At 36.7% G+C, this 4,469-nt stretch carries 5 protein-coding genes; 2 read left to right on the forward strand and 3 right to left on the reverse strand.

All coding sequences use genetic code 11. The features are described from left to right. The 3 genes from H7254_RS17055 to H7254_RS17065 form a co-directional block, all read right to left on the reverse strand. Window positions 1–226: MaoC/PaaZ C-terminal domain-containing protein (locus H7254_RS17055; RefSeq protein ID WP_301934114.1), on the reverse strand; the 226-nt coding region annotated here is incomplete at its 3' end. Window positions 227–228: 2 nt separating this feature from the next. Beyond that, window positions 229–471 (reverse strand): acyl carrier protein, encoded by a 243-nt coding sequence (locus tag H7254_RS17060; RefSeq protein WP_301934115.1) that lies wholly within the window; start codon window positions 469–471, stop codon window positions 229–231. Further along, window positions 446–2,185, reverse strand: a complete 1,740-nt coding sequence (locus H7254_RS17065) for an HAD family hydrolase (protein ID WP_301934116.1) — start codon at window positions 2,183–2,185, stop codon at window positions 446–448. The genes H7254_RS17060 and H7254_RS17065 overlap by 26 nt, the downstream gene beginning before the upstream one ends. A 159-nt stretch (window positions 2,186–2,344) precedes the next feature. Between H7254_RS17065 and H7254_RS17070 the strand changes: the two genes are divergently transcribed. Further along, complete coding sequence (locus H7254_RS17070; RefSeq protein WP_301934117.1) at window positions 2,345–3,250, forward strand: bifunctional 2-polyprenyl-6-hydroxyphenol methylase/3-demethylubiquinol 3-O-methyltransferase UbiG; 906 nt, start codon at window positions 2,345–2,347, stop codon at window positions 3,248–3,250. A gap of 175 nt (window positions 3,251–3,425) precedes the next feature. Continuing rightward, a partial coding sequence (locus H7254_RS17075; protein WP_301934118.1) for a hypothetical protein occupies window positions 3,426–4,469 on the forward strand: 1,044 nt, incomplete at its 3' end.

Raw genomic sequence — 4,469 nt, forward strand, 5'->3', positions numbered from 1 at the left:
ATTGGGAATGTATTATCACATTTTTCTGAGGCAATTCCTCTCCGATGAAATGCGAAAGAAACCCGTTCAGGATATTTCCATGCATTACAACTTCGGGAATACCGTGCTTCTCTGCAAAAGCCTTATCGGTATGTAAAGGGTTTTTATCTGCAAACGTATCTATGAACCCGGCATATACTTTATCCGTAACAATATAGTCTCTTGTAAAAATATCTCCCTGCTGCACGATTAATTTAATTTTTTTACGATTCCTTCGCACATCTCGCCCACATTATTGTAGCTGACTATTTCATCTGCGGTAAAAGTAATTTTGAAATACGATTCGATTGCGACAACCAATTGTATATGCGTGAGCGAATCCCATTCCTCTATATCATCGCTTGTAGTTTCTGCTTTTAAATTAATGGTAGGATTATCATTAATATCCCGGAAAATTTCCTGCACCTCATTCATTACTTGTTCGTATGTCATCAGCTTTTTTTATAAATGATTTTAAAGGTGCAAAATTCGTGCATTTTAATCTACTTTCCCTATCGTTTATTTGTTCAAAACCCATTGTGCTGTACAATAGTTTCACCATGCCGTTTTTAGCTGTCGGCAGATATATTCCGTGTAATTCCGAACAACCTTCCTGCTGCCCCAATTGTACCGCTTCATTAATAGCTAATTCCTCTACCCCCCTTTTTAAAACCCTGCAACTCATTATCCAGGTATTTATATGCATTGTATTATCTTTTTTCTCTAAAAGAAGCAGGCTTATAAGTCCATAATCACCAAACTTATCTTTAAGCGAAATGCAGATAGCTTTACCGCCTTTCTTAATAAAATTTTTTAACTGTTCCTCTGTATATCTTAATGTAGTAAGATTAAACTGGTTGCTGCGCTGCGTTAGCTGCGCACAGCGGGCAAGATTAAATGAATTGATACTTTCAACTTTCGCTTCCATTTCCAAGCTTGCCAGGTATTCATCTACAGATTCAAAAGACTGCTTCATTACAACCCTCTTCGTTTCTTCCTGATATTGCTTAGTACGAAACGCATCTTCCTCTGTGTGTGAAACTGTTTCAAAAAGATTCAGCGATTGCAGGTAAGAGAGATAATCTGCAGGGTCTTCCGGAAGTTCCGGTACAGTTACTTCGGGGCACATAGTGCGTACAAGGTTTCTTTCAAACGGATTGTCATCGATAAATACAATAGAATCCATACCGATGTTCAGCACCTCCTGAATGTATTTGATGTTATCTCCTTTGTTGCTCCAGTTGGCAATAAAAATGGAAATATCTTCCATACGAAGGATCATATCAGGATGCTTTTCAAAAACCTCTTTTGCAATATGTTCATCATTTTTGCTGCATATACCGATAAGAATGCCGCGCTTTTTTAATTCTTTAGCCCAATATTGCAACTGAGTAAAAGCAAGACCAATTCCCAGCTCGCCGATCTCAATATTCTCAATGCCGTCATCACCGATTATGCCGCCCCACATGGTATTATCCAGATCCAATATCAATGCTTTTTTAAATTTTCCGGAAAGTGCAGCAATTACATCAGTAAAACATTTTGCAACAACCGGCAAAAAATCCAACACAAAAACATTATGGGAAGTGATATACCATTTTGCTGAAACCGCATGCTTGCGACCCTCATTATTTACAAGAGATGAAATATCTGCGATAAAAACATTTTTAGTTTCTGAGGCAATATCCTGCAGGGAAATATTGATCTTTCTTAAGCGATTCAGAAATGAAGAAGGCGTTTTAGATGCAAAATTGCCGAATACGCTGTCATTTATTTCCGGGAAATTACTGATGATGATGCCTGCTTTGCAATTTTTCTGTATAGTTGCAATGATGTTTCTAAAATAAGAATCCTTTTTTTCTGCAAAATTTTTTTGTTCTTCATGCCCTGCCTTATAAAATGATTCTACTAATTTTTCTGAAGAATGGAAAAGGATGATATAATCAAAGTTGTCTTTGTATATCTTACTTTCAGGATCTAATACTGTTTCGTAAATAAGATCATAATCGGCTTCGTAAACTCCAATATCCAAGCCTGCATTATGTCCGCTACCGCGGATGGCCATAGCAAGAAATTGTGTAGCTGAATCCCCCAGCAAGGCAAACTTCACAGATCGCAAACCCGTAAAGTCTTTTTTTAAATTCTTTTTCAGATGCTGAAAACTCATATATACTTTAACTTAATCCGCATTTAAGTTGCAAAGTTACTTTTTTTAAACCTTTGCAAGACTCAGAAACGCGCAATTTCAGTTCAATCTTTTGAGAGGTTTTACTTTAAAAATCGGATTGGAAGCCCGTAAGCAGGGTAAATTCTATATTTTTGGGGTATGAAGTCAGCATACAATAAGAACCCCGTTGAAATTATCAGGGGTAAGCATAAAAAGATATCTGTATTTTCTACAGAAGGGAATAATATTGACCCTATAGTGGTAAAAGGTTTCGGTGACGAATGGCTGAAATTTAAAGATTTTTCTGATGCGGAGATTGCACAGATCTCTGCTGAATACTTCGATATTTTAGATGATAATATACTCACCCCTTCCACATATGCAGTGGATATCGGCTGCGGAAGCGGTCGCTGGACAAAGGCTTTATCAAGAAGAGTAGGGTTTGTGGAAGCAATTGACCCAAGTAATGCGGTGATTTCGGCCGAACATCTTTTAAAAGAGGTAGAAAATGTTCGAATAACAAAAGCCTCTGTTGAGACCATTCCTTTTGATGATGAAACTTTTGATTTTGCCATGAGCGTGGGTGTTCTCCATCACATACCTGATACCCAAAAGGCTATGGTTGATTGTGTAAAAAAAGTAAAAAAAGGCGGTTACTTTTTTACGTACCTCTATTATAACTTTGAAACCCGCCCCGCAATTTACAAAACGATGTATTTTGTTACAAACGGTATCAGAAATGTAGTAAGTAAAATGCCGTCGAGCCTCAAAAAATTTTCCTGCGATATTTTGGCAATTACCACATATATGCCAGTTATCGGTTTGGGTAGGATAATGAATGCTATCGGTCTCAAAAAAGCTGCATTAAAACTGCCTTTGTCTGAATACCAGGCCCGGTCTTTTTTTGTTATACGCAATGATGCCATGGATCGGTATGGTACTACCTTTGATCAGCGTTTCTCTAAAGAAGAAGTAATAACAATGATGAAAAAAAGTGGCTTGGAAAATATTGTTGTAAGCCCTATAAGTCCGTTTTACCACGCAGTCGGGCGCAAACCGTTCTGATAAATAGTTCCTGCACATTAAATACGAGATTTGACAGTTTCGTTACCGCTATTTATTTTCAAAAAATTTTTAGAGCTATACAGTTATGAGTAATTATTACAAGAACAGTTTCTCTCAATGTAAAAAGTACTCCGCCAAGATCTGCGCGGAATCATAATTAATATATCTTTAAACAATGCAATGGATTTTTTGGTATGACTGGATTCTAATGCCGGTATATTTTTTTTTACTTGTAAAGATTTTTTTTTCATTCGCAAAAAAAAGATACAATGGTAAAATATATAAGTATTTTAGATATGGCTTTTTAGCAAAAATGACCGGTGCATTGGGATTCGCTTTTTACCACCAATACATTTATGGTGGGGGCGACACTTTTCTCTTTTTTGATACAGGCTTAAAAATAGCAGATTTTGCAACTTCGGATTTTCACCGATTTGCTGCGCTTGTTTTTAAGCCTGTAGAAAGCACCGTTGACTACCATTTTGATTCTTTGGATGAGATTGTTTTTGCAGAGGCTAATTTTTTTGTTCCCCGAGTTACTGCAATTTTGTCTTTTATTACTTTCCGATCTTATCTGTCAATCTGCCTCCTTTTTTCTGCTATTTCCTTCGGCGGTATTTGGTATGCTTATTCTTCTCTTCTTAAAATATATCCTGCCTTTGAAAAAGAATTTGCAATGGCTTTTCTGTTTATTCCTTCGGTTATTTTATGGGGTTCAGGATTAGGAAAAGATAGCATTACCTTAGGCTGTACATGTTTGGTTTTCGGATCCCTTCTCAGGTTATTCCTTATTCCGAAACAAAGTCTTTTTAAAAACCTGATTTTATTGTCGATCGGTTTTTTCGTGGTTATTCTGGTAAAACCCTACATTATTTACAGTTTTTCTTTATCTTTTGCTATCGGCATTCTTTTTCAGAGGATAGCGAATATGAAAAATAAAGGCCTGAAGGTTTTCATGGCTATCATGCTGGTAATGGGCAGTTTGGCTGCCACTTTCGTGGGATATGGCTATATGATCTCAGATCCTAATTTCGGCTTAGATCTGGTATCAGAAAAAGTTATAGCACTGAATAAAAATTTGGGAACCCAATCCGGTGCAGGGAGCGCTTATGATTTGGGCTTGGATGTAAGTAGCGTCAATTCATTTACTGATATTATACCTGTTTTTCCTAAAAGTATTTTTGTTACACTTTTCCGTCCCTTTTTATGGGAAATATCA

Source organism: Ferruginibacter sp. (genome assembly GCF_014377975.1).
GTDB lineage: Bacteria > Bacteroidota > Bacteroidia > Chitinophagales > Chitinophagaceae > Ferruginibacter.